This is a genomic window from Spirochaetae bacterium HGW-Spirochaetae-1 (assembly GCA_002839375.1).
Classification (GTDB): Bacteria; Spirochaetota; UBA4802; order UBA4802; family UBA5550; genus PGXY01.
Genome location: PGXY01000005.1, coordinates 274,456 through 299,324 on the forward strand (window position 1 = coordinate 274,456; position 24,869 = coordinate 299,324).

The following is a 24,869-nucleotide window of genomic DNA, read 5'->3' on the forward strand; positions in this document are numbered from 1 at the left end:
CACTATTTGATATGCACGTATAAAGCACCTTTTAAACACATAAGAGAATTTTACTTGTTTATCTACAAAATATCAATAACAATAATATCATCATCTTTTTAATAGGCCAGCACGGGCCCAAGCCATTTTTCCACGACGGCAGCATCCATGCCTTTACGAAGGGCATAATCCTCGAGCTGCCGGCCCGTTATCTTCCCCACACTGAAATACTTCGCTTCAGGATGGGCCATATAGTAGCCGCATACCGAGGCAGCGGGAACCATCATCATGCTTTCCGTGAGAGACAGTCCCGCTTCATTACCGGCATCGAGAAGCCGGAATATGATTTCCTTGTCGGTATGGTCCGGGCAGGGCGGATATCCCGGAGCGGGGCGGATGCCCCGGTATTTCACCCGAAGTATTTCATCCATGGAGATATTTTCATCCTGTGCATAGCCCCACCACTCCCGGCGCACAACCAGGTGCATATACTCGGCGAATGCCTCGGCCAGTCGGTCAGCCAGTATTTTCGCCATGATGGCGCCAAAATCGTCCTTTTCACGGTTGAACCGCTCCACCATATCATCGAGGCCATGACCGGCCGTAACGACGAACAGACCCAGGTAATCCCTTATCCCCGATTCAACGGGTGCCAGGTAATCTGCCAGGGAGAGATAATAAGGCGTGTTCTGTTTTCGTTTCTGCTGGCGAAGCATGGGGAAGGAGTCCAGGACGCTGCGCCGTGATTCGTCGGCATAAACGTCGATGGTGTCTCCCCTGCTTGCGGCCGGGAAAAAACCCGCGACACCCCGGGCCTTCAAAAGTCCTCCACGGACTATTTCATCAAGCATGGCCCGGGCGTCCCGGATCAGCTTCGTCGCCTCCTCTCCCTTCACCGGATCATGCATCACATCGGGCCAGGCCCCGTCCATTTCCCAGGCTATGAGAAAATAACGCCAGTCGATATATTCTATAAGTGTTTCCAGGGGGACTTCGTCCATGACCCGTACGCCCGTAAAGGAAGGCACGGGCGGATCATAGTTTTTCCAGTCAAGCCGCAGCCGCTTTTCCCGCACCTCGTCCAGGTCGAGGTAAAGCACCGCGTCCCCGGCAGCGCCTTTTCGTTCCCGTTCTCTCCCGTGCTTTAAGTCGTTTTCTTTTATAAAGGATATTTTTTTATCCTCGTTCAGAAGCGCGGCAGTCACAGTCACGGCCAGGCTGGCGTCCCTGACATGGACCACGGGACCGCGGTAGCGCGGCGCTATCTTCACGGCCGTATGAAGGGCCGATGTTGTGGCGCCGCCGATGAGCAGGGGAACGGTGAAGCCTTCCTCTTCCATTCGCGACGCCACCTGGGCCATTTCATCAAGCGATGGCGTGATGAGCCCGCTCAGTCCGATCATATCCACGTTGTGCTCCCGGGCGGCCCGGGTAATATCAGCCGCGGGAACCATGGTGCCCAGATCAATGATCTCATAATTATTGCACTGCAGAACCACGCCCACGATATTTTTACCGATGTCATGGACATCACCTTTTACCGTGGCCATGAGAATTCGTCCCCGTGCCGACACATCTCCCTGCTGCTCCTTCTCCCTTTCTATATGTGGCATAAGTCCCGTCACGGCCATTTTCATGACCCTGGCGCTTTTTACCACCTGGGGCAGAAACATTTTACCGGAGCCGAAAAGATCCCCCACGATATCCATGCCGTCCATGAGCGGGCCTTCGATAACATCCAGGGCTCGGTCCTTTCCAAGCCGGCACTCCTCCGTATCGCTTTCGATATGCCGGGTTATGCCCTTCACCAGGGCATGGACAAGCCGCTGTTCCACGGGCCAGGTCCGCCATTCCTCGCGGACAGCCGTGCTTTCCTGTGCGGCGCTCATGGTTCCGGCGGCCTCGGTCAGTTTCTCCGTGGCATCATCACCGCGGTCAAAGAGAACATTTTCGATACGAGTGCGCATATCACGGGGAATATCATCATAGACCGGCAGCGCGCCGGCATTGACTATCCCCATATCCATGCCGGCCCGGATGGCATGATAGAGGAACACGGAATGGATAGCCTCACGGACCGCGTTGTTTCCCCGGAAGGAAAAAGAAATATTGCTCACACCCCCGCTCACCAGGCTCAGGGGAAGCGTCTTCTTGATAATACCGACCGTTTCTATGAAATCCATACCATAACTGCGATGCTCGACTATTCCTGTGGCTACGGCGAATATATTGGGATCGAATATGATATCCACGGGATCGAACCCTGCCTTTTCCGTGAGAAGTTCGTAGCTGCGGCGGCAGATCTGTATTTTCCGCTCCAGCGTGTCGGCCTGTCCCTTTTCATCAAAGGCCATGACGATCACAGCCGCCCCGTACTTCATTACGGAGCGGGCCTGGCGCAGAAAGGCATCCTCACCTTCCTTCAGGCTGATGGAATTGACCACGCCCTTTCCCTGCAGGCACTGCAGACCCGCCTCCAGCACCTCCCAGCGCGATGAATCAATCATAAAGGGGATCTTCGCCACGTCGGGCTCGGCTGCCAGAAGGTTCAGGAAGGTTACCATCTCCATTTTTGCGTCCAGCATGGCGTCATCCATGTTGATGTCCAGCATCTGCGCCCCGCCAGCCACCTGTTCGCGCGCCGTTTCCACGGCCTCGGCGTATTGTTTCTCCTGGATGAGGCGGAGAAATTTCCGCGATCCCGCCACATTGCACCGCTCCCCGACGTTGACAAAGAGGCTGTCGCTTTTAATAAGCAGGGGCTCCAGGCCGCTCAGCATGGTATACCGGGGTCTCTCCCTGCGCTTCAAGGGGGGGCACGAACCCAGGGCCTTCACAATGGCCCGGATGTGCTCCGGCGTGGTGCCGCAGCATCCGCCCACGATGTTGACGAACCCTTTGGAAACGAATGTCTCCAGGACCGCTGCCATGTTCTCCGGCGTATCATCATACGCTCCCAGTTCATTGGGAAGCCCGGCATTGGGATGAATGCTGATGAAGGTGCTGCTGAACCGGGCCAGTTCCCCGGCGAAGCGGATCATTTTATCGGCACCGAAGGCGCAGTTGAGACCCACACTGAGGGGTCTGGCGTGGGCCACGGAAATCCAGAAGGCCTCCACGGTCTGTCCCGACAGAATTCTGCCGCTCTCATCGGTCACGGTGCCGCTTATCATGATGGGCAGTTCCTTATCCTTCTCCTCAAAAAGACTCCTGAGAGCGTAAATGGCCGCCTTGGCATTAAGCGTGTCGAATATCGTCTCGATGAGAAAAAGATCGGCGCCGCCGTCCATGAGTCCCCGGGCCGCCTCACGGTAAGCGGCAGCCAGTTCCATGAAGGACAAGGTTCGGAATCCCGGATTGTTCACATCGGGAGACATGGAGAGGGACCTGTTCGTCGGGCCCAGGACACCGGCTGCGAATCGGGGTTTATCCTCACTGCTGAATCGTTCCGCCGCTTCCCGGGCCAGTTCGGCACCGCGCCTGTTCAGTTCATAGGTCAGCCCCTCAGTGCCGTAATCGGCCTGGGACACGGCCGTGCTGTTGAAGGTATTGGTCTCCACGATATCGGCACCGGCTTCGAGGTACTGGCAGTGTATGGTGGAGATGATATCGGGCCGGGTCAGGTTCAGTATATCATTGTTTCCTTTCAGTGGCAGTTTATGCCGGGCAAAACGATCCCCGCGGAAATCTTCCTCGGAGAGAATGTGCATCTGGATCATGGTCCCCATGGCCCCATCGAGAAATAAAATGCGTTTCTCCAGAAGAGCTTCTATCGGCCATCGTTCGCCTTGAGTCATAGGTTATGCGCTCCCTCATAAATTTGCGCCGCAAATGCCCCTATCGGGCAGTATCTCTCACGTGCAGATACCGTAATGATAGCACAGCCTCTTTTTATTTGCCAGATTAATTTGTGAAGCTCTATCTTTCCCTCTAATAAAGTATATTTGCATATCGATAATAATTATAGTAGAGTACATTTTTAATAAAATATTTGCTAAACATTTTCATTATTTATTTATTTTTTTTGCAATAATGCTGATTGACATAATTGGACACTAGTGTATAATTCCGTACAGACGGTTTAAATTTAATCTCACTAAGGGGAGAGGGAAAACAATGAACAGGAAACTCATGATTTTATCACTTCTATGCATCCTGTGTCTTCCGGCAGCGGAAACTTTCGCCATGAGCAGCATTGAGGCTCCGGGACAGGCGCTCACGGGATACGGGTCAAGCGCGAATTACATCTGCTCGAGCTACAAGGAATACCGCGTGGGCGACTGGTATGATCCATGGAGCGGAGACTGGTGCTGGTATTATGTGCCGGAGAAACTGAAAAACGGGACATCAGCCCCCGTGGCAATCATTCTTCACGGGATGATGCTCATGTCACCGGATATTTATAAAGACCAGATCGCCCACCTGTGCAAACAGGGATACATCGTACTGTTCCCGCAGATCAACAAGGGCGGACTGGCTGGTCTTGCCACGGACAATGACCAGAACCTCATGATGCATCGCGCCATCGATTCGGTCAATACGGCTCTTGATGCCCTGGGAACAAAGGCCGACCAGGACAACCTGGTCCTTTACGGTCATTCCCTGGGAGGACTCATTGCCATGTGCTGGGCCGCCAATGAAGGGACTGCCATAGCGCCTCCCGTGAAAAGCATGGTGCTCGTGGAGCCCTGCATCTACTCAGCCATTCCGGCCTTCGTCGATGTGTTCGTCACCATCACGGAACTGGATTTCATCACGAAAGCGCAAGCCGCAACCTGCCCCGTCATCATGATCACCGGCGAGGATGATTCTATCGCTCCTCCCTCCACGGCCATTGAGGCCTATGATGCCCTGAGCAATGTATCGTCCAAGGCGCTGTACCAGGTGTATTCCGACCGTTACGGCGATGAGGAGCTCATTGCCGATCACATGGCGCCCATCTGCGATGACGGCTGGATGCCCTCATGGGCCATGGACATGCTGGGCGGCGACGGTGAAGTGGACACCCTGGATTACCGTGTTTTCTGGACTGCCATGGATGCGGCCTTTGATTCTGTCGTAAATATTGATTTTGACATGGGAGCCTGGAGCGACGGGACCCCGGTACTGGATGTGGAAAAACTTCGTCCCTGACGCCCGCCAGTTCACACTAAAAAATTCTTACAAAAATAAAGCCAAATAAAGCGGCTGTATCATGATTTATCATAATGATATAGCCGCTTTTTATTTGTGCCTGTTTTGAAAAGCCGACAACTTATTTTTGCAGTGCATGAAAATAATAGTTGCATTCAAACAATCACGTCATTAATCTTTTCATTCGCAGATAGTAACAGCATTAATAAGAGAGGTCGTCATGGCAGATTTATCCACCACCTATATGGGACTGGAGCTGAAAAACCCCCTGGTTGTTTCCAGCTGCGGTCTCACCGGGTCCCTTGAAACAATAAAAGAAATCGACCGTGCCGGAGCCGGGGCTGTCGTCCTCAAATCCCTCTTCGAGGAAGAGATCTCGGGCGAGATAAACTCCCTTTCCTCGTCGGAGAAGGGGACCGGGTACGGCGTCGAGGCCGATGATTACCTCCGATATTACGTAAAACAGAATGCCGTGGATAATTACCTGACCCTGATCCGTGAGGCGAAAAAAAACATTTCCATCCCGGTCATCGCCAGCATCAACTGCAGCACGGCAAAGGGATGGACTTCCTTCGCGAAAAAGATAGAACAGGCCGGTGCCGATGCCCTGGAAATAAACATGTTCATCCTCCCCTCGGACCCCAAAGAGAAAAGTACTGATATTGAAAAAATTTATTACCAGGTGGCGCGCGACCTGAAAAAAATCGTAAATATCCCCATAGCCATGAAGATCAGCCCCTATTTTACCGGTCTCACCAACATGATAACGGGGCTTTCCGAAACAGACCTGGGCGCCATTGTTCTCTTCAACCGCTTCTTCAGCCCCGACATAGACCTGAAAACCATGGAGATAGTATCGGCGGGAGTCTACAGCAATCCCGGTGATATAGCCCTCCCACTGCGATGGATCGGCATCACGGCAGGAAAGGTAAAGTGCGACCTGGCGGCCTCAACAGGCGTCCATGACGGGCCTGACGCCGTGAAGGTCATCCTGGCCGGAGCCCGCGTCGCCTACGCGGCATCAACGTTGTACATCAACGGCATACAGCATATCCCCGTCATGCTCGGCCAGATCAATGACTGGATGGACAGCAACAATTACCAGTCCATTGACAAGTTCCGCGGCGCCCTGAAACGGCGCGATTCCGCCGCAACACGGCGTTTTGAACGGGCCCAGTTCATGAAATATTTTTCCAGTCATGAACAAAAGTGACCATGTTTTCCGCTACGGCACTCGTTTAAAAATAATTTCATGTTTCTTCCCTTCTTCTATCTGGCGGGAAGAGAAATTGATGATCCTGTATTCCCCCTTCAGGTACATATCAACCTGGTCATCGTAATATGCGCTACCGCTGTTTCCCGAGTTGCCTGATGGGAGAACGGCAAAACTGCGTTCCATGTTTCCATAATCGATCAGTCGCCGCGTTGATGGCACGCTGGTGACCTTATAATCATGATTGCCGAACTTCCCGCCGAAACGGTTGACGGTCCGGAAGGCGCCGGGAGCCTCGTATGGTCCCAGATTAAAAATAATATTCAATGGCTTTTTAATTCCCAGGGGATGGGCAAATTCAATAGTGTGCAGCCGTCCCCACCTCCAGTCATTGGGATCTGAGCCCATTTTTTCCACTCCCTCCGCCACGGCATCGCTGAATGCCCTCGTTATCACATCCCGGCGCGTCTCCCTGATGCCCGTGTTCCGGTCATCCCACAGCCGCGACTCTTCGTCCTTTATGAACACCTTGTAAAAATTCCAGTGTTCACTCAGGCTGGCATATTGTTTAAGCAGATCCTCTCCCAGTTCGTCACGCAGCGCCAGGCTCGTTATGTGATAGTTATTCATGTGGAATATCGCCGCGCCCGGCGAGTCAATGGTATTGATTCCATTCCACGACTTTAAAATCGAAAAGGCCTCCCTTTCGGTTCCCGACATTCCCGCAAAGGGTTTCCCATCACCCTCAAGTATTCGCGATATTTCCTTTACGATGGACTGAGCCGACTGTGATTTCATGTCGGTCTGAATCTTCTGCAGTTCTTCCAGCGACCATTTTTCCTTTGATCGAAGCAGTTCGATAATCCGGGCCGCCCTGTCCGTGGGAACCCAGTAAGCAGCGATTTTTTTCATGGGTCCCAGAGGTTTTACCGTGGACATATTATTTGCCGTAACAATAATGCCGCTTGCGGGATTCTTCATACGGGGGTTTAACCGAAAAGGAAGATAACCGATGATGTCATCCCTTCCTGAACTCCCGTCGAGAATGCTCATGGTATTGACATGATCACGATACATCGGCAATTTCCCCACTGCCCACCAGGCGATATTCCCTTTACTGTCGGCGTAAGAGACATTGAAGCCCGGATTCGCTATCATCGCAATTGCCTTTTCAAAAGACTCCATGTCGTTGGCCACGGACATTGCATAGGCCGCATCCAGTACGGGGTTCTCATTCTGCAGGTGAACCCACTGCATGGAAACAGGCTTGTCTTTATATCCTTTGATAAAGTCCGAAACAATGGGCCCGTGGGGTGTGACAGCGACTTCATATTCGATGCTGTCACCGCCCTTAACCGCGATAGTCTCCCGGTAGCGCTTTAACCGGGTCCATGACCCCTTGTACATGACGAGATCCCTGTTTTTCTCATTGATAGTCTCATAGTAGAGATCGCAGTCATCGTTCTCAAACATGGTGACAGTCCATCCCCGGTATTTATTATGGCCCAGCATGGGGAAGGGGACCAGGGCGATATGATAACCGTAGTTGCCATAATCACCATAGGATATATGCGCTTCATACCATATTCCCGGATTGGAAAGTCCCACATGGGGATCATTGCCCAGGATGGCTTTTCCCGAAGCGGAACGTGACGGCGCTATCACCCAGGAATTGCTGCCGTCCAGTGGTTCGCTAAGCCGAAATGCCTTCCGGAGTTGAATGATAAGATCATTTTCCTTTATGAAATCGCCGTTTCCATCTGCTTTTTTTTGATCCCCGGCGATATTATTTCCCCCTTCATCGGAACAGGAAATGCTATCACCCTTATTATAGTCTATAGAGGTTTCCATTATAGTTACGGGCTTCTGCCGTGAGTAGCCCGGGAAAAGCTCGTCCATATCAATATCTGGCACCTTTTCTTTGATCATACCATAGACTGAATCATTCTCCAGGCCGTGAACAAAATTGAAAGCCATATATCCCAGCATGACAACGGAGTCCACCCTGGTAAACGCCGCAGGTTTAAACCCGAGAAGAGTAAATTCCACCGGCAGGTCCTGCGTTTCAACGAAATAATTGATGCCCGACAGAAAGGCGTCGGTGAGTTTCAGTGCTTCAGGATTGATCCGCCCGGGGTCAGCCAGGTATTCCTCGGCTTTACGTCTCAGCATCAGGGTACGGAACCGCTTATCAACATCGATAAGTTTCGGCCCGAGGATCTCAGCGAGCTCGCCCCTGGCAAGCCGGCGCTGCAGCTCCATCTGGAAAAGCCTGTCCTGGGCGACGGCAAAACCATAAGCGAAGTAGGCATCTTCTCCGTTATCGGCCGTAATATGCGGTACTCCCCATGAATCCCGCACAATCCTTGCTTCATGGTGAATGGCACTTACAACATATGACCCGTCGTAATCGGGACTTTTAGAAACAAGGAACACCTTCACGGAGACAGCAATTATCACCACAACAACAATTATCAATATGCCAGTTATTTTCAACCATTTCATAGGCTCACCCCTCCTCATCGCACTACGTTTACTCAACCGCAGCCAGCCGGCGGTTGGCTGCCGCCATCTCAGGATTTCCTGAGACAGACATCTGCTCGTTGCAGATCCTGTTTATGGCATCTTAAATCCTCTTACATAAAACTGGAAAATGCAAATCATTTTTATTATACCTGCGATGTGTCCCGCACCAGTATTCCATTATTCCGGTATTAATAAATATTTATTGTGTTGCAACTTTTCAATACCTGTGACATCTATGTTTTATATAAACTTCAAAAATTCAGGTTTTTTATCAACAATACCATGAAAAAGATTATTCTCTTTATTGTCATTCTGGCCGCTCTTCCCCTCCATGCCGCCACTGTCTATATCGCTCCCCAGATTGAACTGGGCGCCGGCCTGGGCGATTTTTATGAAGATTATGAACTCAATCCAGGACTGGGTCCGGGTCTCCTCCTGGGAGTCGGTGTGACCAGCCAGGTCTCCTTTGAGGGCGAAGTACAATTTATTTACTGGTTCGCCGATGAGCCCGGCTACCTTGACATCACCTATTATGAAATTCCTTTCTACCTGGGAGTCAATTTCCGCCTGAACGATACCGTTGGTATCACGGGAGGAATGGGCGGCGTGTATCAGTACTATAGAACTGAGGTAGACTTAGGTTTTGTCTCACCCCATACCGACAGATCCGAAACGAATTTTTCCTTCTTCGCGGGACTTGATATATGTCTCAACAGGATTATATTCCGGCCGAAATTCGTCTGGATCGATAGCGGCATTGACACCTACTCCCTTCAGCTCGCCGTGGGCTATAAAATAGGGATGTAGACGGGCCCGCTGTCCTTAATTGTTACGACATGTTCACAAAAGCTGCATACACCCAATATCACCGCACCATACGAGGAGGATAGTAATGCGCATCATTGCACTGTTCATATCAATCTCTTTCATGATCCTATTTGCCGTACATGACACCATCGGGACACCCCGTCCGTCATCGTCACACGATTCGGCTCCCATCCTGGTCTGCGGAGCCGGTCACGGCGGGCTCCTGGCCGCTGCACGGCTTGCCGCGGCCGGTCATCATGTCATACTCTTTGAAAAGAAAGAAGAATCCCGCCTCGGGTGGGACTGGCATGACAATTTTCTCGCCCGCTCCTTTCACGATGCCGGGCTGAAAGACCCGGAGTGGAATGATTTCATCCGTGTAAACGATTTTACTTTCATAAGCCCAGACGGGAATTACCGCATAACAACTGAAATACCGCTACAGAACCGTGAGATTGCCATGGATCGGAAAACACTGATAGGCATGCTCGTGCGCCATGCCCGGGAATCGGGAGTTGATATCCGCTGGAAGAGCGAGGTCTCGGGACCTGTTATCGAAGACGGCATCGTAACGGGCGTCATCGTGAATGGCATAAAACAGTACGGCAGCCTGGTGATCGATTCCGCCGGAATCGACAGCCCCGTGCGAAGGGGACTGCCTCCTTCCTATGAAATAACGCGTGAAATCGGCCGCGGGGAACGTATCAACGTCTACCGGGCCTATTACAGCCTGAACAAAGCCGTCCCGTACGATGAACGGGAATATCGCGTATACCTGGGAATAAACGGAATGCGGGGCATTGCTTGGGTTCGCACTATCGACGGGGCCTGCGATGTTCTCATCGGCTCCATTGATCCCCTCGATACCGCAACCATGGAAACCATCATGGGGAAGATCAGGACAGAAAACAGGCAGGTGGACGACACCCTCATCCGCGGCGGTTCTTTTGCATCCATCCCCCTCCGGCGCCCCCTTGATCTTTTCGTAGGACACAATTACGCAGCCATCGGAGACGCCGCGGCCATGACCGTACCGGTGATAGGTTCCGGTATTGAAAACTCCTTCAAAGCGGCCGTCTTCCTCTCCGAAACGGTTCTCAGTCTCGGCAAGCCCGGTTCCGGGAGCGGAATTGCTTATCACCGCCAGGATCTCTGGGATTACCAGTACCGTTTTTACCGCGACCGTGGAGCTCGGCTTTGCGGACTTGACAGGGTAAAATATTTCCTCCTCACGGCACCCTGGGATGACCTGAATGACCTGTTCCGGAAAGGGCTGCTCCAGGCCTCCGATCTCGAAAAGCCCCTTCTGGGAGAAAGTATTGAAATATCAACGGGCAGTATGATACTCCGCTTCTTCAAAGGTTGGTACCGGCCCGACCTGCTGCTTCCCATGAAAAGCATGCTCGATGATTCCCGGGAAATTATGGAATGTGCCCTTGCCATACCGCCCCGCTGGGATGAGAAAAAAATCACGCGTTGGCGGAAAGAATTAAATCATCCTTTTACCACATACAGCACAGCTCTCAAGGGCAAAACCCCCTGATCCCATCCCAAAAATACGAACCGCGATGGATTAATCATATTTTTAAAAAATATTGATTAATCCATTGACAGATTGAATCATATCGTGGTTTTCATCCATTCCGGCTTCAAATCCGGTATTGACATAAATCACAATGAATAATAGAATACTATTCATATATTAAAGAGAGGAAGATACAATCATGACAGAAAATTCAGCATTTACCCTTTACAGCGGGGCCCACAGGGGAGCCGAATGCGAGTTCGGGGAACAGGCGGAAAAATGGGGAATCAAAGAAGTAAACTTTTCCTTTGAGGGCCACCAGGTGGAGCGCAACAGCGGCATCGTTGTTCTCACCGAGGAGGAGCTTTCCCGTGGTGATGTAAGCATGGAAATCGTATCAAAACGCCTGGGACGGCGCTATCATCACGTGGATAAAATCCGCAGGGTCATACAGTCCATCTTTCACATGGTAAACAACGGGATTTATGTCTTTGCCATTGGATGGATACAGCCCGACGATACCGTTAAAGGCGGCACCGGCTGGGGCGTGGAACTTGCCAAGCTCTTCAACCGCCCCTTGAGCGTTTTCGACCAGGACAAGAAAAAGTGGTACACATGGAAAGACAACAGCTGGATCGATGATATGCCCGTCATCAGCGAAAAAACCTTCGTGGGAACCGGAACGCGGAACCTGACCGACGAGGGCAAGACCGCCATCCAGGACCTGTTTAAAAGATCCTTCGGCCCGGCGAAGTAGCCCCGTCTCTTCATACCGGTCCCGATTCCGATGCATGTATACCCGGTCTGAATCGGGACTATTCAAAAATCAATTCACCGAAGGATTCATAGCGGTGGAAATCAGGTTTTTCCGTCTTGACCGGGTTCCACGACAGGTAATGAGGCTCCGGTGTATCATCGCCGCATTTATAAAAATTGCCCCTGGCCCGCAATCCACCGAAGGAATGCAGGCCATCATGGACAAAAATGTCCACGGGAATAGCAAGTGCCAGCTCCCAGAAAAAATCACCGTTTCGCTCCTCAAGCGGGCCCGGTCCCAGGGAGGAACGTGTTTCTATTGACCGCAGAATCACCGGATCAATATCGGAGCGGTCACCCCGCCCCGATCCATACGACACGTGGGGCACGCCCGTGCAGTTGAATTCCAGGTTATAATAGAAACCGTCGGAGCATGGTGAAAAAAAGAATTCCACGCAGCTGTCGCGGTGCACCGGGCCGTTGATCCCCGTAATACTTGAAAGAAGATGTTTTTCCCTTACATAATATTTCAGCCATATCCGGTCTCCCCCGTGTCCAATCCTGAAGGTTACCTGCGGCGTCGTTGAAAATTCGGGCCAGTTCAGGGTATCGACGCCGCACAATACAGTTTGCTCCTCGAGAAAAACATGAATGGCATCAATTCCCGAAGCGGTTTCACCGGTTTTAATCAATGGTATGTGCAGCTGCTTCATTTCGTATATACTCGCATTTCAGGAAATCACAATAAAAAATAATTTTCTTCCCTGCAAGTGATTAATTGACAAAACCGGTATAATCTGTAATTAGTGGAGGAGGATAGATCTCATGACGCTGGGACAGTACATCGCCCGGGTATGTATAGATCATGCCGGAGAAATCGACATCATCTGCGAGGAGAATAAAGCATGAGCATTGACAGAATCATCATACTTTTCTTTATAGCATTCCTGGTTTTTATTGCCCTTTTTTACCGCAGGGCCATTCTCTCGCGCCTCCCGGGACTTTCCGGAGAAGCGATCCTGGGCGAAGAGGACGAAGTCGCCGTATATGAAACGGGCGGTCCCCGCACTATGTGCTACAACAGGTGCCGTGTCCGCCTCACCGATTCTCGCATCATCATCGCTCAGAAGATGCTCTTCCCCCGTAATGCCTTTCATCTCCGCTACGTCATATCATATCGCGTTGCCGAGGCAAGGACGGACCTTCTGACGGTCCTGAAAAAGGGTTACTATGACATAGAGGTACCGGCTTCCCTCGTCAGCCTTTCCGAAAAGGGAGCGGGCATATCGGTGAACCTTCCCATTTCACCTTCGAATAATCGCATGATAGAGTTTGATATTCAGCGATCCGGTGAATTTCTCCGCATATTCACGCCATCAAGTTAGCGCGTTGTCATATTTCTGTAACGACCGGATATAAGCACGACAACCAGGGGGATAGAAGATGAAAACTGAAACGATAATGTGGCTTTTCCCCGTTTTTTTTATGCTCCATGAATTCGAGGAGATTATTTTCCTGCCGGGATGGCTGAAACAGAACATTGATGAAATGGCCGGGAAATATCCCCGCCCCCTGGGCAGACTTCGGCCTCATTTTGAAGCCATGTCATCGGCTGGTTTCGCCCTGGCCGTGGCCGAAGAATTCATCATACTCTCAGTGCTGACATTTATTTCCGTTGAGTATGCCTTTCACTCGCTCTTTGCGGCGCTCCTTCTTGCATACCTGCTGCATGTAATTATCCACTGTATCCAGTCGCTGGCCATACGCCGATATGTTCCGGCCGTGGCCACGGGAATCCTGAGCGGCTTTTACGCCGTTTATGCCCTGCACCGCCTGAATGTCTTCTCCTCCCCGGACCTGGTGTTCATCATTACAATCACTCCCGCCATCCTTGCATTAATGACAGCGAACCTGCTGATCATGCACAGGGTCATGGCACGTTTTGAAAAATGGAAACGGGCTGGAGGAATAAGGGACTAAAACTTATCGTAGCGGATCATTTCCGGTTCCACTCCCAGGCTTGAAAGCATGGCCACCACGGCATCGATCATGACGGGCGGGCCGCAGAGATAGTATTCAATGTCTTCGGGAGTCGGGTGGTTGTTCAGGTACTTCTCATATATGACCTGGTGGATAAATCCCGTGTAGCCCTTCCACTGCGATTCCGGCGAAACTTCGGAGAGAGCGACGTTGAACGAAAAATTCCTGAATTTTTTTTCAATTGCTTCAAATTCGTCGTCATAAAAAATCTCCCGCTCAGATCGGGCTCCGTACCAGAAGCTCACCTTTCTCTTCGTCTTCAGCGTATGGAACAGGTGGAATATGTGGGAGCGCATGGGCGCCATGCCGGCGCCGCCGCCTATATACATCATTTCCCGGTCCGTATCCTGCATGAAAAACTCCCCGTAGGGGCCCGATATGGTCACGGCGTCGCCGGGCTTTCTGCTGAAGATAAAGGACGACATCAGGCCGGGAGAGACGTTCCTGAACCGCCTTTTTTCCCGGTCCCAGGGGGGGGTTGCGATACGCACGTTCAGTTTTATAATATTCCCCTCGGCCGGATGGTTTGCCATGGAATAGGCCCGCGATATGGGCTCGCCGATCCTCGTCTTTAACGAAAAAAGGTCCATATCCTCCCATTCATCGCGATATTCATCCTCTACTGCTATGTCCTTCGAAAAATCCACGGAACAGGCCGGGGCCTCAATCTGTATATATCCCCCTGATTGGAATTCCAGCCGCTCACCCTCGGGAAGCTGCACCACGAACTCCTTGATATAGGTGGCAACGTTCCTGTTGGAGACGACCCGGCATTCCCATTTCTGGATGGAAAAGACCTCCTCGGGTATGCGGATACGCATGTTTTCCTTCACCTTCACCTGGCAGGCGAGCCGGTATCCCTCCTTGGCCATTTTCCTGTTTATATGCGTGGTCTCCGTGGGAAGGAGGTCACCCCCACCTTCCTCGACGCGGCACTTGCACACACCGCAGGTTCCGCCGCCGCCGCAGGCCGAGGGGAGCAGGATTCCCTGCCCCGAAAGGGTGTTCAGCAGGGTCTTGCCCGATTCAACGGTGAGTGCCTTGGCCTCGTCATTATTGACAATGATCTTTACCGCTTCCCTGTTCACCAGGGTATACTCGGCCCCCACTATCACAAAAGTGAGGAAGAGTATCACGGCAACCGATATGCCCAGCGTTGTCAGTATCATTATCATGGATGACCTCTACAGTTGTATCCCCGAAAAGATCATGAATGCCATGGCCATGAGGCCCGTGATGATCATGGTGATTCCCAATCCCCGCAGGGCATGGGGTACATTGGAATACCTGATTTTCTTCCGTATTGCCGCCATGAGAACAATGGCAAGAAACCATCCCATCCCTGATGCCGCCCCGAATACCGTTGTTTCGGCAAGACTGTATTTCCTCTCCACCATGAAAAGGGCTACACCCAGAATGGCGCAGTTAACGGTGATGAGGGGAAGAAATATACCCAGGGAACTGTACAGGGCCGGGGAGAATTTCTCAATGATCATTTCCAGCACCTGAACTATGGCGGCGATAACGGCAATAAAAAAGATATAGGTCATGAAGCTCAGGTCCACATCCTTCAGGATGGGATTGATCCACACCAGGGCTCCTTTCCGCAGAATGTATTCATTAAGAAGCCAGTTCGCCGGCGCTGTAATGGTTAGAACAAAAATAACTGCCACCCCCAGACCCACGGAGGTCGATATTTTTTTCGAGAGGGCCAGGAAGGAACACATGCCCAGGAAATAGGCCAACAGGATGTTATTGACGAAAATCGAGTTTATGGCGAGGTTAATGAGTTCCATGTCCGTTCCTGTCACTCCTCACGGTGTCCCGTTATTGATCGCTGTATCCATATGAAAAATCCCAGTATTATGAAAGCCCCCGGCGCCAGGACCATGAGGCCGTTGTTCACATAACCGGCATTATAAGCGAACTGGGGAATGACCTTAAATCCCAGGATATTCCCCGATCCCAGAAGTTCCCGGAAAAATCCCACAACAGCGATGACAAAGGCGTATCCCAGGCCGTTTCCCAAACCGTCGAGGATGGATGGCCATACCCGGTTGCCCATGGCAAAGGCCTCGAGCCTTCCCATGACAATGCAGTTGGTAATGATAAGACCCACGAATATGGACAACTGCTTGGACACCTCGTAGGCATAGGCCTTGAGTATCTGGTCCACCAGGATAACCATGACCGCAACGACTGTCATCTCTACGATGATACGGACCTTCCCGGGAATGAAGTTTCGGATCATGGAAACAACCATATTGGAAAGAGCCACGACAGTGATAACGGCCAGGCCCATGACAAGAGACGGCTTGAGCTGCGAGGTCACGGCCAGGGAAGAGCATATTCCCAGCACCTGCACGGTGATGGGATTATTTTCGTTCAAAGGCTGAATCAGGACCTTCCTGTTTTTTCCTGAAAAAAGAGGTTCCTTTTCCATGGATATCATGGGACCATTCTCCTTCGGATTGTTTTAAAATATGGTTCATAGATAAGAAGATTTTTTCTGATCAGCTTCGTTACGCCGTTCCCTGTCAGGGTGGCCCCGCTTATACCGTCCACTTTATGAACCGCTCCTGGCATTGACTCGTTCACCTTCCCCTTTACGACACTGACCGATACCAGTTCACCCTTTTCATCGAGTATCTTTTTCCCGATAAAACTTTTCTGAAACCATTCCTTTTCTATTTCCGCACCAAGACCGGGTGTCTCACCGTGCTTGTAAAAGGTTATTCCCGTGATGGTATTGAGATCGCTTTGCAGGGCAAGGTAACCGTATAAGGTTGACCACAGGCCTTTCCCCACAATGGGGATGCAGTACGAAATATATTCATTGCTGTTAGCTTCCTTTCTTCTCAAAAATATCGGAAACAGGCGCTGCTCCTCGGGCTTGTCCATTTCCGCCTCGATACTGATGCGTTCCGGAATTTGTTCCCCTTTCACGATCTCGCCCCGGGAGTTTATAACCAAACTCACGATATGGTCCCGATAGCATGCAGTTATATCGCAGCAGAGCTTTTCCGAAAGCGGTCCCCGGCGGCAATCCTCCATTCCCTGCGGCATGAGCCCCACGGCAGCAACGATGTTCCGCTTCATGTCCGCTTCCATGTTGAGCATCTGACGGTCTCTGAGAGACTGTGACGCCACGGACAGAATGAGGGCGGCAGCCACGGCGATAACGGTGATAAAACCGAAGGTGTAGGCATTACTCTGTCGCACGTCGACGCCTCCTTCTCACATTGAACCACACGACGATATTGTCGATAAGCGGCGCGAAGGCGTTCATGAACAGTATGGCCAGCATCATGCCCTCGGGATAGGCCGGGTTGAGCACCCTGACGAGAATGGCCAGCACTCCGATAAAAAATCCGTAAAATATTTTCCCAATATCCGTCGCAGCCGAACTGACAGGGTCCGTGGCCATGAACACGGCGCCGAAAGCAAAGCCGCCCATGACAAGATGATAATGGGGCGGCAGGGCCATAACACTGCCGGGTGATGGTGCAACGGCGTTAAAGACCAGAGCCATAACGGTACCTCCGGCGAAAACCGATATCATGGTGCGCCAGCTGGCAACGCCGTTCAGCAGGAGAAAAGCGGCGCCCATGAGAATGGCCATGGTGGACGTCTCCCCCACGCTTCCGGGAATGAGCCCGAGGAACATGGTCCAGAAGGTGTACCCTTTCTGCGCCAGGACATCAACAATGGGAAGCGGTCCCTGCACCGCAGCTACGGCCAGGGGTGTTGCCGCCGTATAGGTATCCACCATGTTCTGTCCGAAGGCGGTCCAGACACCGTCACCGGAAATTGATGCCGGATAGGCGAAAAAGAGAAAAGCCCTGGCTACCAGGGCCGGGTTGAATACATTCATGCCCGTGCCGCCGAAAAGTTCCTTCCCAACAACCACACCGAAGGAAACGGCAATAGCAAGCTGCCACCAGGGTATGGCGGGCGGAACGATGAGCGGCAGAAGAAATCCCGTTACCAGGAATCCCTCGTTTATTTCATGCTTACGCACAACAGCAAAGAGAATCTCCCAGAATCCGCCCACGGCATAGACGACTATGAAGAGAGGAACCACCAGGAAAGCCCCCCTGGTCATGCATTCAAAAAATCCCGGATAACGGCCCATGGAGGCGAAATGCTGGTACCCGGCGTTAAACATGCCGAAGGCCATGGCAGGGAGTCCCGCGTATATCACGGAAATCATGAGGCGCTTGATGTCATAATAGTCGCGGATATGAGCCCCTTTCTCCGTTCGTTTGGGACCGACGAAGGTTATGGTCACCACCATTTCAAAAATGGGATAGAACAGTTCCAGCTTTCCTCCCCTGGTGAAATGCGGCTCGATTTTTTTCATTAACCTGTCTATCATTACTAACCCTCGCGCTCAATCAGGTCAAGGCCGCGGCGCAGCAGTTCCTGGAAATCATTTTTCGAAGGATCAACGTACTCGCAGAGGGCAAAATCCTCCTCTATCACCTCGTAAATACCCAGCCCCTCCATTTCCTCGATATCTTCGGCAAGTATGCTTTTCAGGAGAAATACGGGATAAATATCCATGGGAAGAACCTTTTCATATATTCCCGTGACGATGAAGGCCCGCTTGCTGCCGTTGAGCGACGCCTTCTGTTCAAATCTCACCCGGGGCAGCAGCCTGCTGAGATAGTAGGACAGGAAGGTCCGTGAAAAGCTCATCTTCTGGGCTCCCAGGGTAGTCCACCCGAGAAGTTCATAATGCGCCGGTTCGGGGATTACGGTTATCATGTTATCATAAAATGAAATGAATCCGTCATAGGAAACCTTCTTCCCCGTAAAGACATCGCCGGAGATAAACCGAACATCTTCATCATAAAAATACTCCACAAAACTGCTCAGCTGGGCACCGCGGATGGTGCGGAAATACTTCCTGTTCTGGGCCGGGGAGCCTGCCACGGTCACGATCGTTTCCGGCGACAGCTTTCCCTCCATGAACAGCCGCCCGATACACATGACGGCCTGCACTGAGCAGGTCCATACGATATCATGCCTGCCCCTGATGGGTGCTATATGATGGATGTGGACGCCCACATTGCCGGCGGGATGGGGACCGGATATATGATGCAGTTCAACGCCCTCGGCTGCGGTAAAAGCTCTTGACAGGTTCCCGTGACGGGCGTCAACGGCGAGATGTACTTTTCCGTCCGTGAGGCGCGACAGTATATCAACGCCCTTCTGAAAACATTCCTCGTTGCCGTGAACAATGAGATTCCAGTCCGGTGATATGGGAGCCGTATTCATGGCGGAAATGAATATATCCCGGGGAGTGACACGCGGATCGGCTATCTTTCCGAAGGGCCGCTGAATGATGAGAGGGAAAAGGCCCGACCTGAGGAGAACGGGGATTATATCCCCGCGGTTCATGGAGGAAATGCTTTTCCGGGGAATTTTAATATTTTCCCGCTGCTGTTTCCCGTCGGTCTCGATGACGATTTCCTGTATAACGCGCCGTTCGCCCCGGACAATATCCACGACCCTGCCGCTGGCCGGAGATGTAAAGAGAATATCGTCATTATTCTTGTCCTTATAGAGAGCCGTACCCACTTTAACCCTGTCACCCGTTTCTACAAGAAGACGTGGCTTCAGACCGGTAAAATCCGTGGGTTTGCACGCCACTTTCTCAGGGAACGGGGCATTCTCAAAGGCCTTGAAGGTCTCGCCCTCAAGGCGCAGATAATATCCTTTTTTTAACTTTATCTCAGCCATTATGGTCACATGGTATATGCAATTTCATTCAGCTGTATCCCGTCATTTTTCTTTAAGTGTACATCGACCCTGATCAATCCGTCCACATGAGGAACAAACCTGGCCTGTCGGGCCTTCCCGTTCCATTCCACACGATGGCGCATTGAGATCATTGCCTTTAATAAGCTTTTTCAACACCAGCGAAAGCATGAAAAAAAGCAAAATAATGAAAACCAGTATAAAGGTGATCCATGTCATTTCGATATTGCCTGGAAAGATATTTTATTAATTAACTATATTCTAAATAATTTAAAAGTCAAATATAATATTCCCCCCTCCAGTTTATTAATTTAAAAAAGTATAGCGCATGTGCAGAGATTAATCAAATAAAATTTTTCATCGCAATTCGCGCGGATTTAAAAGCGCCATTTAACTCATTTCATACACGCTTATTAATGAGGAGAACAAAGGGGTATTCAGGATTCGTTTGAATAGACTATATTGCCGTTGCAGATTGTATATTCTACAGAACCATACATCTCCATACCGAGAAAGGGGGTATTTTTACAGTGTGAGAGGAGAAAATCTTCATCCACGAGAACCTTCTTGTCGGGATTGATGATTGTAATATCGGCAGCCATGCCTTTCTTCAGTTCGCCGCGCTGCAGATTCAGTATGCGTGACGGGTTGATTGTCACTTTTTCAAAGGCTTCTATATATGAAAAACCGTTTTCCTTCACCAGAACGGTGATGATGAGGGGAACAGCCGTTTCAAGGCCCACGATGCCAAAGGGCGCATATTCCATTTCCTGCATCTTTTCGTTCTCCGAGTGAGGCGCATGATCCGTGGCTATGACATCGATAATGCCCTCCTTGAGCCCCTTGATTATGGCCTTCCGGTCCTCCTCGCCCCTGAGAGGGGGATTCATCTTGGCCATGGCCATATGACGCGCCACGACACTGTCGGTAAGGGAAAAGTAATGGGGAGCCGTTTCGCAGGTAACATTGATTCCCGACTTCTTCGCCCATTCAATTATGGCCACGGTTCCCCCCGAAGAGATATGGCACACATGGAGCCGGCCCTTGGCCAGTCGCGTGAGCAGCAGGTCCCGTGCCACCATGATTTCTTCCGATTCCCGGGGAATCCCCTTGAGGCCCAGGAGCGTGGAATTGACACCTTCATTCATGGTACCTTTATCTGCCAGTTCCAGGTCCTCGGAATGGGCCAGGAGAGGCACATTGAACATGCGCGAATATTCCAGCGCCCTGCGCATGACGATGGAACGCACCACGGGACGGCCGTCATCACTGAAGGCCACGGCACCGGCGCTGATGAGCTCGCCCATTTCAGAAAGCTCTTCCCCCCCGGAACCCCTGGTGATGGTGGCCACGGGGAACACATTGATGGGGCCCTTCTCCGCCTCGAACTTGATAAACCGGACCAGGGCCTGGTTGTCTATGACAGGATTGGTGTTGGGCATGGTACAGACGGAGGTAAATCCGCCTTTAGCCGCGACGTGCGATCCCCCGATGATGGTTTCCACATCTTCGCGTCCCGGTTCCCTGAAGTGGACATGAATATCGATAAGTCCCGGCAGCACGAGACATCCCTTTGCATCAATGACACCGGCATCATCGCTCACATCGATCTGCGGGGCTATTTCGGCAATCATATCATCGGATATGAGAATATCGAGCTTCGCATCGGTTCGTGACGCGGGATCTATAACTCTTCCGTTTTTGATGACAATTTTCATTTTGCCTCGCTCATCTCTTCCAGGGGTGCTCCGCCTGCCAGGAGATAGAAAATAGCCATACGCACGGCCACACCATTGGTTACCTGTTCGTTCATGATCAGGTTCGGGCTTTCCGCCACGTCATTGCTCATCTCCACACCGCGATTCATGGGCCCTGGATGCATGATGATTATATCCTGTTTGCAGCGCTCCAGGCGCTTTGCATTGAGGGCGAACTGCCGGTGATATTCCCTGATGGAGGGGAAAAAGGCGCTCTGTTGTCGTTCACGCTGTATGCGCAGCATATTTATAACGTCCAGTTCGGGCAGTATCTCGTCAAGATTGTAGGATATGTCCACGCCGTAAACTTTGAAGTCGTCGGGCACCAGGGTCGGGGGACCGCAGAGGATCACGTCCGCGCCGAGCCGTTTAAAAACCTCGATATCGGAGCGGGCCACCCTTGAATGCTGTATATCTCCCACGATACCGATACGCAGTCCTTCCAGGGTGCCCCTCTTCTCCAGGATGGAATAGGCATCAAGAAGGGCCTGCGTCGGATGGGCATGGAAACCGTCACCGGCATTGATGACCGAAGCCTCAATATTTTGAGATAAAAAATGCGGCGCAAGGGCCGCTCCGTGTCTCATAACAATGTAATCCGCCTTCATGGCTTCCAGTGTATGGACAGTATCTATAAGGGATTCCCCCTTGACAACACTGGACGTGGAGACCGTCACGTTGATAAGATCGGCCGAGAGCCGTTTCGCCGCAAGATCGAAACTGAGCCTGGTCCGGGTGGACGGTTCATAAAAGAGGGTACATACCGTTTTCCCGCGCAGTACGGGCACACTCTTCACGGAACGGGTGAACACTTCCTTGAAAAATTTTGCATTTTTACAGATTAAATTAATTTCTTCCGTGGTGAGCGACTGAATGTCCAGAAGGTCTTTTCGTTTTAGCGAGTTCATATCAAAATTAATTTTTATTGAAAGATGGTAAAATTGTCAAACTAAAATTTCTCTGCATTATACTTAAATGCCATATTTTTTCCTGCGACAACGGTTATCAGGGTTTATAAAGGGCTTACAGGGTATTATAGATGAGATGTATACCTATTATGAGCAGGGCAAAGATGAATATTTCCTTCAGCCTGCTGTCGTCGATGACGGATGAGAGTATTCGCCCAAACTGCCCTCCAATGATAGCACCGACCCAGCAAAGAATCAGTATGGTGATCATTTCTGCGGTAAATGCATGTTCCGTAAAGGTCAAATGAAACACGGAGCCCATGAACGCAATGGAAAAATTCAAAAAAAGGGCCGTGCCCACGGCATAATTCATGGGGATCTTCAGTTTGCTTCTCATGACAGGTATAAGGAAATCACTGATGCCGATGGAGAGAAACCCCGAGAGTATGCCGAAAAAAAGGCCCTGAATTCTGAACCACCACGGGGCCTTTATGCTGCGATCCTCTTCAAGACTGGCGTCGTACTTTTCAGTCTGAAAAACGAAAAATATGGAAACGGCGATCGTGGTGATACCCAGCATTCCCTTCACGATGCCGGGATTGGCAACGCGTTGATTGAAAAATGCTCCCAGGAGGACTCCGGCTGCAATGGGCAAACCCATGCCTGCAAGAAGACGCCAGTAGACCGTCCTATGGCGGATGTTCCAGAAAGTGGCTGAACCCATCCCAACGACCTGGATGAGAAAAGAAAACATGATGGCCTTGGCTGGATCAAAACCCCTGACAAGTATAAAGTACGGGGCCCAGAGGAGCCCTCCTCCGATGCCTATGAGAGAGGCCACCGTAGCTATGGTCATACCCAGCGGTATGAGCATCCAGTTATCTAATATGGCATTCAAATTATTTCCTGTTCCTTTACCGGTCCGTGTTTTTCCTCTAACAGCAAGACCGTATTACTCATCGATATTGTTACGAAGACTCTCTATGGTATAGAGCACAAAGGTGTCTTTCAGCAATTCGAGCTGTTTAACATCACGTGTGAGCTTGTCAATATTCATTTTTATCGTCGACAACCTGATGGGCCGCTCCGCCAGGGCCCCCTGGAAAGTTTCCAGGTTGTCCTGCAGATCAAAAACAACGCGCTCGAGCTGAGCCACAACCTCCTGGAGGTTTATGGACAGGTCATTGATGAGATTCCCCAGTATCGCTATCTCATCTTCTGTTTTTATATCTATCCGTATACTCAGATCCCCTTCGGCCATCTTTCCGGCCTGATCGATCATATACTGCATCGGCGAGGCTATCTGCCATACAAACATGAAAAGCACGACGGCGGAAACCAGTATCAGTATGAGAATCATGACGATAAACTTGCTCGCCAGGCTGTCCAGGGCCGTGTATATGTGCTCAACGGGACGTTTCCCCTCTTTGATCAGCATCACTTCCTTCGTGACTTTGTCCCTGTATCGATCGCTTTTAATTTCCCAGAGAAATTCTCCCGCCACAAAGACATTGGCGATGGCAATCAGCAGGAAATAGAAAATCATCCTTTTCCGAAGGCTTGTTTTTTTCGGCCTGTTCATCCCGGCAAGAATCATTTTAATCTTTTTCAGCATCTTCCTTTATCCTTCCGGCCCGGCATTCCAGGGAGCACAATGGTTCCCTGCAGTATTCAACCCAACAGCCATTTTATACCCGTATATATATAGAAAACAGCAATGACAGAAAGAGCCAGGGCAAAGATCACTTTAATCAGCCTGTCGGGCAGAAAACGGGACACATAGACCCCTATCTGGGCGCCGATCAGGGTCCCGGTCCCGGTAAAAATCCAGAGATCCCACAGAATCAGCCCGGCGTGAAGATTCAGAATTGTTATTACCCAGTCGGCTGTCGCCTCCACCAGGATTGCCGTGGCATTGGCCCGTTTTGTCTTGATATTGAGACCCCTTTCAAGCACGGGCTGCGCCAGCTCGCAGATGCCGCTTCCCGTTGTGGCTGAAAAAAGCCCTCCTATGGGAGGTATCCACATGAACCCGTATATGTCTTCGATGGGGATATTCTGTTTCTGCCCGAAATACCGCCGCAGGGCATTATAAAGCTGCATGGAGGCCAGGCCCAGAATAACGAATCCCAGGACGAGCTTTATCAGGTCCGCCTGAACAATAAGCAATATATGATTCCCCAGTACCACGCCGGGAATGGTGAGCATGATCATGGTAAAACCGATGGGAAGTTCCACCATCCTGTACCAGAGATAACGCAGCGCACCGCTCGTCATGCCGATCGTTTCCGTGGCTATACCCGTGGCTACTGAATTCTGAATAGGGATTTTCAGCACCAGGTTGTAGATGGGCTGAAAGAGAACGCCTCCGGAAAAACCCGATGAATTGGCGAGTATGGCAATCACAATGGAGACGGGAAACATATACCAGTATTCAAAACTCATGTTGTTCCTCTTTT

General features: G+C 51.1%; 21 protein-coding genes. 7 read left to right on the forward strand and 14 right to left on the reverse strand.

The genetic code is table 11. From position 1 onward, the window contains the following. Positions 1 to 98: 98 nt before the first annotated feature. Positions 99 to 3,776, reverse strand: a complete 3,678-nt coding sequence (locus CVV44_11590) for a methionine synthase (protein PKL38520.1) — start codon at positions 3,774 to 3,776, stop codon at positions 99 to 101. A gap of 319 nt (positions 3,777 to 4,095) precedes the next feature. Between CVV44_11590 and CVV44_11595 the strand changes: the two genes are divergently transcribed. Both CVV44_11595 and CVV44_11600 read left to right on the forward strand, forming a co-directional pair. After that, positions 4,096 to 5,112 (forward strand): hypothetical protein, encoded by a 1,017-nt coding sequence (locus CVV44_11595; GenBank protein ID PKL38521.1) that lies wholly within the window; start codon positions 4,096 to 4,098, stop codon positions 5,110 to 5,112. 220 nt (positions 5,113 to 5,332) lie between these two features. Further along, on the forward strand, positions 5,333 to 6,325 hold the full coding sequence (locus CVV44_11600; protein ID PKL38522.1) for a diguanylate cyclase: 993 nt from the start codon (positions 5,333 to 5,335) through the stop codon (positions 6,323 to 6,325). A gap of 12 nt (positions 6,326 to 6,337) precedes the next feature. Here CVV44_11600 and CVV44_11605 read toward each other — a convergent pair whose 3' ends face one another. Beyond that, complete coding sequence (locus CVV44_11605; GenBank protein PKL38523.1) at positions 6,338 to 8,848, reverse strand: penicillin acylase; 2,511 nt, start codon at positions 8,846 to 8,848, stop codon at positions 6,338 to 6,340. A gap of 210 nt (positions 8,849 to 9,058) precedes the next feature. Between CVV44_11605 and CVV44_11610 the strand changes: the two genes are divergently transcribed. The 3 genes from CVV44_11610 (at position 9,059) to CVV44_11620 (ending at position 11,940) form a co-directional block, all read left to right on the forward strand. Continuing rightward, positions 9,059 to 9,658 (forward strand): hypothetical protein, encoded by a 600-nt coding sequence (locus CVV44_11610; protein ID PKL38524.1) that lies wholly within the window; start codon positions 9,059 to 9,061, stop codon positions 9,656 to 9,658. Positions 9,659 to 9,743: 85 nt separating this feature from the next. Further along, positions 9,744 to 11,201 (forward strand): hypothetical protein, encoded by a 1,458-nt coding sequence (locus CVV44_11615; protein PKL38525.1) that lies wholly within the window; start codon positions 9,744 to 9,746, stop codon positions 11,199 to 11,201. A 178-nt stretch (positions 11,202 to 11,379) separates the two neighbouring features. Further along, positions 11,380 to 11,940, forward strand: a complete 561-nt coding sequence (locus CVV44_11620) for a hypothetical protein (protein ID PKL38526.1) — start codon at positions 11,380 to 11,382, stop codon at positions 11,938 to 11,940. Positions 11,941 to 11,998: 58 nt separating this feature from the next. Here the strand turns inward: CVV44_11620 and CVV44_11625 are convergent, their stop codons facing one another. Continuing rightward, on the reverse strand, positions 11,999 to 12,652 hold the full coding sequence (locus CVV44_11625) for a hypothetical protein (GenBank protein ID PKL38527.1): 654 nt from the start codon (positions 12,650 to 12,652) through the stop codon (positions 11,999 to 12,001). Between the two features lie 192 nt (positions 12,653 to 12,844). Here CVV44_11625 and CVV44_11630 point away from each other — a divergent pair, with 192 nt between their 5' ends. Continuing rightward, positions 12,845 to 13,324 (forward strand): hypothetical protein, encoded by a 480-nt coding sequence (locus CVV44_11630; GenBank protein PKL38528.1) that lies wholly within the window; start codon positions 12,845 to 12,847, stop codon positions 13,322 to 13,324. A gap of 58 nt (positions 13,325 to 13,382) precedes the next feature. Next, complete coding sequence (locus CVV44_11635) at positions 13,383 to 13,919, forward strand: HXXEE domain-containing protein (protein ID PKL38529.1); 537 nt, start codon at positions 13,383 to 13,385, stop codon at positions 13,917 to 13,919. On the opposite strand, the gene CVV44_11640 is transcribed toward CVV44_11635, so the two are convergent. The 11 genes from CVV44_11640 to CVV44_11690 form a co-directional block, all read right to left on the reverse strand. Continuing rightward, positions 13,916 to 15,148: an NADH:ubiquinone reductase (Na(+)-transporting) subunit F gene (locus CVV44_11640; GenBank protein PKL38613.1), complete on the reverse strand. Its 1,233-nt coding sequence runs from the start codon at positions 15,146 to 15,148 to the stop codon at positions 13,916 to 13,918. The two genes, CVV44_11635 and CVV44_11640, sit on opposite strands and share 4 nt — an antisense overlap. Positions 15,149 to 15,163: 15 nt before the next feature. Further along, a complete protein-coding gene (gene nqrE / locus CVV44_11645) occupies positions 15,164 to 15,775 on the reverse strand; it encodes an NADH:ubiquinone reductase (Na(+)-transporting) subunit E (GenBank protein PKL38530.1) in 612 nt (203 codons plus the stop codon). An 11-nt stretch (positions 15,776 to 15,786) separates the two neighbouring features. Next, positions 15,787 to 16,428, reverse strand: a complete 642-nt coding sequence (locus CVV44_11650) for an NADH:ubiquinone reductase (Na(+)-transporting) subunit D (protein ID PKL38614.1) — start codon at positions 16,426 to 16,428, stop codon at positions 15,787 to 15,789. Beyond that, positions 16,428 to 17,201: an NADH:ubiquinone reductase (Na(+)-transporting) subunit C gene (gene nqrC, locus CVV44_11655; protein PKL38531.1), complete on the reverse strand. Its 774-nt coding sequence runs from the start codon at positions 17,199 to 17,201 to the stop codon at positions 16,428 to 16,430. The genes CVV44_11650 and nqrC overlap by 1 nt, the downstream gene beginning before the upstream one ends. After that, a complete protein-coding gene (locus tag CVV44_11660; GenBank protein PKL38532.1) occupies positions 17,188 to 18,357 on the reverse strand; it encodes an NADH:ubiquinone reductase (Na(+)-transporting) subunit B in 1,170 nt (389 codons plus the stop codon). The genes nqrC and CVV44_11660 overlap by 14 nt, the downstream gene beginning before the upstream one ends. A gap of 2 nt (positions 18,358 to 18,359) precedes the next feature. Further along, positions 18,360 to 19,730, reverse strand: coding sequence for an NADH:ubiquinone reductase (Na(+)-transporting) subunit A (locus CVV44_11665; protein PKL38615.1), 1,371 nt, complete (start codon positions 19,728 to 19,730; stop codon positions 18,360 to 18,362). A gap of 452 nt (positions 19,731 to 20,182) precedes the next feature. Further along, positions 20,183 to 21,463: a dihydroorotase gene (locus tag CVV44_11670; protein PKL38533.1), complete on the reverse strand. Its 1,281-nt coding sequence runs from the start codon at positions 21,461 to 21,463 to the stop codon at positions 20,183 to 20,185. Then, positions 21,460 to 22,410: an aspartate carbamoyltransferase gene (locus CVV44_11675; protein ID PKL38534.1), complete on the reverse strand. Its 951-nt coding sequence runs from the start codon at positions 22,408 to 22,410 to the stop codon at positions 21,460 to 21,462. Before CVV44_11675 ends, CVV44_11670 begins: the two co-directional genes overlap by 4 nt. A 115-nt stretch (positions 22,411 to 22,525) precedes the next feature. Continuing rightward, a complete protein-coding gene (locus CVV44_11680) occupies positions 22,526 to 23,284 on the reverse strand; it encodes a hypothetical protein (protein PKL38535.1) in 759 nt (252 codons plus the stop codon). 78 nt (positions 23,285 to 23,362) lie between these two features. Further along, on the reverse strand, positions 23,363 to 24,025 hold the full coding sequence (locus tag CVV44_11685; protein PKL38536.1) for a hypothetical protein: 663 nt from the start codon (positions 24,023 to 24,025) through the stop codon (positions 23,363 to 23,365). Positions 24,026 to 24,081: 56 nt separating this feature from the next. Continuing rightward, a complete protein-coding gene (locus CVV44_11690) occupies positions 24,082 to 24,855 on the reverse strand; it encodes a hypothetical protein (protein PKL38537.1) in 774 nt (257 codons plus the stop codon). Positions 24,856 to 24,869 lie beyond the last annotated feature (14 nt).